Origin of the sequence: Ensifer sp., from assembly GCF_035999135.1 — a bacterium.
Classification (GTDB): domain Bacteria; phylum Pseudomonadota; class Alphaproteobacteria; order Rhizobiales; family Rhizobiaceae; genus Ensifer.
In genome coordinates, this window is record NZ_DASYGZ010000090.1 from 1 (window position 1) to 4,585 (window position 4,585).

4 protein-coding genes and 1 other RNA gene are annotated in these 4,585 nt (G+C 63.4%); all 5 read left to right on the top strand.

Annotation, left to right across the window (positions count from 1 at the left end; all coding sequences use genetic code 11):
* Nucleotides 1-293: RNase P RNA component class A (rnpB, locus tag VGO12_RS10760), an RNA gene on the top strand; the annotation flags it as partial.
* 625 nt (nt 294-918) lie between these two features.
* Nucleotides 919-1,359: a division/cell wall cluster transcriptional repressor MraZ gene (gene mraZ, locus VGO12_RS10765; protein ID WP_327512739.1), complete on the top strand. Its 441-nt coding sequence runs from the start codon at nt 919-921 to the stop codon at nt 1,357-1,359.
* A 14-nt stretch (nt 1,360-1,373) separates the two neighbouring features.
* Nucleotides 1,374-2,399, top strand: coding sequence for a 16S rRNA (cytosine(1402)-N(4))-methyltransferase RsmH (rsmH, locus tag VGO12_RS10770; RefSeq protein WP_327512740.1), 1,026 nt, complete (start codon nt 1,374-1,376; stop codon nt 2,397-2,399).
* 6 nt (nt 2,400-2,405) lie between these two features.
* Complete coding sequence (ftsL, locus tag VGO12_RS10775; protein ID WP_327512742.1) at nt 2,406-2,789, top strand: cell division protein FtsL; 384 nt, start codon at nt 2,406-2,408, stop codon at nt 2,787-2,789.
* Nucleotides 2,789-4,537, top strand: coding sequence for a penicillin-binding protein 2 (locus VGO12_RS10780; RefSeq protein WP_327512743.1), 1,749 nt, complete (start codon nt 2,789-2,791; stop codon nt 4,535-4,537). Before ftsL ends, VGO12_RS10780 begins: the two co-directional genes overlap by 1 nt.
* Nucleotides 4,538-4,585 lie beyond the last annotated feature (48 nt).

A 4,585-nucleotide genomic window follows, 5' to 3' on the forward strand; every position in this document is an offset into this window, starting at 1 on the left:
TCAGGGAAAGTGCCACAGAAAGCAAACCGCTCCGCTTGCGGAGTAAGGGTGAAAGGGTGGGGTAAGAGCCCACCGCGGACATGGCGACATGGACGGCACGGCAAACCCCACCGGGAGCAAGACCGAATAGGGATGACGCGGGCGCGCAAGTGCCCAGCCTGTTTCCGGGCCAGTCATCCGGGTGGGTTGCAAGAGGCTGCGTGCAAGCGTAGTCCCAGATGAATGGCTGCCACGTTCCGTTGCCCTTGGGTAATGGGGCCATACAGAACCCGGCTTACAGGCCAACTGGCGATTTCTCTTTTTTCCGGCGGCGCCGTGCGTTCGAAGGTGTCGTGCGTCGCCTGTCGCCGCTTCGGCCCGGCGTTCGAACGATGGGAAACGTGCCAGCGTGAGTGCCTGCGGCGCCGACGCGGCGTCGATGCTTCATCCTGCGGGCAAATCACCTCTTTCGGCTGCTTCAGCCGGGCTTGATCTGGCCCGGCTGCAACGCCTTTCCCGGCAGTCGGGTGCGTCGGTTCATCCCTGCCGGTCATGCCGATGCTCCTGCGGTGGGGGTGTTTTTACGTTTTTTCTCACATTCTGATTTTTCAACGATTTGAAGCCGTTCCGTCGTGCCGATCCCGCACGATGGGGGTCCGTTCGTAACGCTTCGTTAAACTTAACAACCTATCAATATTTGATCAGCCAGACGGCTGTTTCCGAGCCAATCCCATTGACGCCCATATGGTCCCATGATATCCCATAATGGCACTGCGCAAGGGCTGCTTCGCAGCCCGTCATTGCAAGATCCCGGTGCCTTCCGGCTGCGGAAGGTGGGCGAGCATTTGGGTGTTCGGCGGGGGCGTCTTGCAGGTGCGATCGAGTGTTCTCGCGGGTCGATGATTATGGCCCGTCAGTCCTGGGCGGCCGTTTCGCGTCATGAACCGCTTCTTGTCACATGCCACCAATCGGATCGATGCGAAGGGGCGGGTGTCCGTCCCCTCGGCGTTTCGCTCCGTGCTGTCGGATGGGGGCGTTCGAGAGCTATACTGTTTTCAGGATTTCGTCTTTCCGGCGGTCAGCGTCGGCGGGCCGGAGCTCCTGGATCGGTTCGAGAGGCAGATGGCGGCCGAGGATCCTTTTTCCCCGGAAGCCAACGAGATGTCGCTGCTCGTTCACGGGGGCGGGGTCTTCGTGAAGCTCGATCCGGAAGGCCGGTTGATGATGACGGATTTCATCCGCGACTTCACCGGTATCTCGACCGACGTGATGTTCGTCGGGCGGGGCGATTATTTTCAGCTCTGGGAGCCGCAGGCCTTTCAAAAGGCCCAGGCGGTGGCCCGGGAAGGGCGCAAGTCACGGGGGTTGCGTCCAGAATAGAATGGAGAGAGGGAATGGTGACGGATCAAGGCGGAGGTAATCCTGAAGCCGAAGGCGGACCGGTTCGTCACATTCCCGTTCTCTTGCCGGAAGTTCTTGCCGCTCTCGAGCCGGCGCCTGGCAAGGTCATCCTCGACGGCACGTTCGGTGCCGGTGGTTACAGCTCCGCAATCCTGAAGGCTGGTGCCGACGTGATCGCGCTCGACCGCGACCCGACGGCCATCGCCGCCGGTCAGTCTCAGGTCGCTGAATGGGGCGGCCGGTTGAAGCTCATTCACGCGCAGTTTTCAGCACTTGCGGCGCATGCGCCCGAGGGCGGGCTCGACGGCGTCGTGCTCGATATCGGCGTATCCTCCATGCAGATCGACGAGGCCGAGCGCGGCTTCTCCTTCCAGAGAAAAGGGCCGCTCGACATGCGCATGTCGGCCTCGGGCGTTTCGGCTGCCGATGTCGTCAACCGCGCCAAGGTCTCCGATCTCATCCGCATCTTCGGCTTTCTCGGCGAAGAAAAGCAGTCGGGCCGCATTGCCCGCGCGATCGAGAAGCGTCGCGCCGAGCAGCCGTTCGAGACGACCCGCGATCTCGCGGGGCTGATCGAGGTGGTGACGCCGCGCAAGGCCAAGGACAAGATCCATCCGGCCACCCGCGTCTTCCAGGCGTTGCGCGTCTTCGTCAACGATGAACTCGGTGAGTTGGCCCAGGCGCTGTTTGCGGCCGAGAAGGCGCTGAAGCCCGGCGGCCGCCTGGTTATCGTCACCTTCCACTCGCTCGAGGATCGGATCGTCAAGGCGTTCTTCCAGGATCGCTCCGGCAAGGCCGGCGGTTCGCGCCATCTGCCGATGGTTTCTGCCAGGGCTGCAACCTTCACGCCAGTTGGCAAGCCTATGGTAGCGGCCAGCGAGGAAGAAGCGTCCCTCAACCCGCGCGCGCGCTCCGCCAAGCTGCGCGCCGGCATCCGTACAGAAGCCGCGTCGCCGGGAAACGATCTATCCATCTTCAATCTGCCGGAACTGGCAAGCCTTGCACGGCTGGGGGGCTGACGAGACATGCTGCGAACGTTCGATATCGTTCTGATCGTCGTCATGACGGCCGCTGCAACGGTGACCTACACGATCAAGCACCGCGCCGAGAACAAGCTTGAGGAAGTCCGCAAGCTCGACGTGGCGATCAAGCTGGAAGAGGACACGATCGACCTGCTGCGCGCCGACTGGGCGCTCTTGACGCAGCCGAACCGACTCGAGCGGCTCGTCGGCGCCTTCGGTGCGGACCTCCAGCTCCAGCCGACACCCTCGACGCAGCTGGCGCGGCCCGAGGAACTGCCGATGCTGAAGGCGGACCTGCCGGTGCCCGAGGACAAGTCGGCCAAGGACGGCATCGCCTCGATCATCAACAAGACCGATAACATCGCAACGGGCTCGGTGGCGCGCTGATGTCGTTTCTCTCCCGCATCATGGTTCTGAAAAGCAAGGCGCACTTCTCGGCCGGCGGCAACAACCGCCCGGCGGAAACAGGCGCCAGCGTCACCTTCCAGGGCACGCGCAAGAAGACCACCAACCAGGCGAAGAACCGCGTCGCCATCGTGATCGCCAGCTTCGGCATCGTCTATGCCGTCATCGGCGGTCGCCTCGTGCAATACGGCATGGCAGCACCCGAAACGGTGTCGAGCATCGGCCGCGCCGACAACCTGATGGCGTCGCGCCCCGACATTCTGGACCGCAACGGTGAAATCCTCGCAACCGACATCCGCACGGTGTCGCTTTATGCCGAGCCGCACAAGATCGTCGATGCCGACGAGGCGGTGGAGCGGCTGGCGACGGTGCTGCCTGACATCAACACCCGCGAAATCTACAACAAGCTGAAGTCGAAATCGCGCTTCCAGTGGCTGCGCCGCCAGCTGACGCCGAAGCAGCAGAGCGAGATCCTGGCGCTCGGCATTCCCGGCGTCGGCTTCCGTCCGGAAAAGCGCCGCTTCTATCCCGGCGGACACACCGCCGCGCACATTCTCGGCCACGTCAACATCGACAACCGCGGCGTTGCCGGCATGGAGCGCTACATCGACAGTCAGGGGCTGGCCGACCTTGCCGCGATCGGCATGACCAGCGACGCCAAGCTCGAGCCGGTGAAGCTGTCGATCGACGTGCGCGTGCAGAACATCGTGCGCGATGTCATCGACGCCGGCATGAAGAACTACCAGGCCCTCGCCGCCGGCGCCGTCGTGCTCGACGTGCACACCGGCGAAGTGCTGGCGATGGCGTCGGTCCCGGACTACGACCCGAACAAGCCGGCCGAAGGGGCGGAAGAGGGCTGGATGAACCGCATGTCGAACGGCACGTTCGAAATGGGTTCCACTTTCAAGACCTTCACCATCGCCATGGGGCTCGATTCCGGCAAGGTGACGCTCAACGACAGCTTCGACGCCTCGGCGCCGATCCGCATCGGCGGCTTCACCATCAAGGACTTCCACGGCAAGCGCCGCGTGCTGACCGTTCCGGAAATCTTCCAGTATTCGTCGAACATCGGCACGGCCAAGATCGCCGATCTCGTCGGCATCCCCGGTCACAAGGAATTCCTGACGCGCCTCGGCCTGCTTTCGAAGCTGCCGACCGAGCTGCCGGAAGTGAAGACGCCGAGCCAGCCGCGCGAATGGAAGAAGATCAACTCGGTCACCATTTCCTTCGGCCACGGCGTCTCGACCACGCCGCTGCAGACCGCGGTTGCGGGCGCCGCACTCGTCAACGGCGGCAAGCTGATCGAGCCGACCTTCCTGCCGCGCACCGAAGAGCAGGCCGACGCCGTCTCCACGCCGGTGGTCAAGAAGAGCACCAGCGACGACATGCGCTTCCTCCTGCGCTGGAACGGCATTGCCGGCTCCGGCAAGCGCGCCCTCGTGCCGGGCTTCAACGTCGGCGGCAAGACCGGCACGGCCGACAAGGTGGTCAACGGCCGCTACGCCAGCGACCAGAACTTCAACGCCTTCCTTGCGGCCTTCCCGATCGACAACCCGAAATACATCGTGCTGACCTTCATCGACGCGCCGAAGACCGGCGAGGGTGGCGGGCGCACGGCCGGCTCGAACGCCGCTCCCATGGTTCGCGACATCATCAGCCGCTCCGCGCCGCTGCTTGGCGTCGAACCAAAGTTTGGAGAAGACGGTTCTGCCTTGCTTGTGTCTTATTAGACATGAAATGAGAATGCGGACGATTCGCGATTCTGGCGGATCGAAATC

Excerpts from the sequence above, each read along its gene's own strand:
- mraZ (WP_327512739.1), top strand. The coding sequence starts at position 919 with ATGAACCGCTTCTTGTCACATGCCACCAATCGGATCGATGCGAAGGGG.
- rsmH (WP_327512740.1), top strand. The coding sequence starts at position 1,374 with ATGGTGACGGATCAAGGCGGAGGTAATCCTGAAGCCGAAGGCGGACCG.
- ftsL (WP_327512742.1), top strand. The coding sequence starts at position 2,406 with ATGCTGCGAACGTTCGATATCGTTCTGATCGTCGTCATGACGGCCGCT.
- VGO12_RS10780 (WP_327512743.1), top strand. The coding sequence starts at position 2,789 with ATGTCGTTTCTCTCCCGCATCATGGTTCTGAAAAGCAAGGCGCACTTC.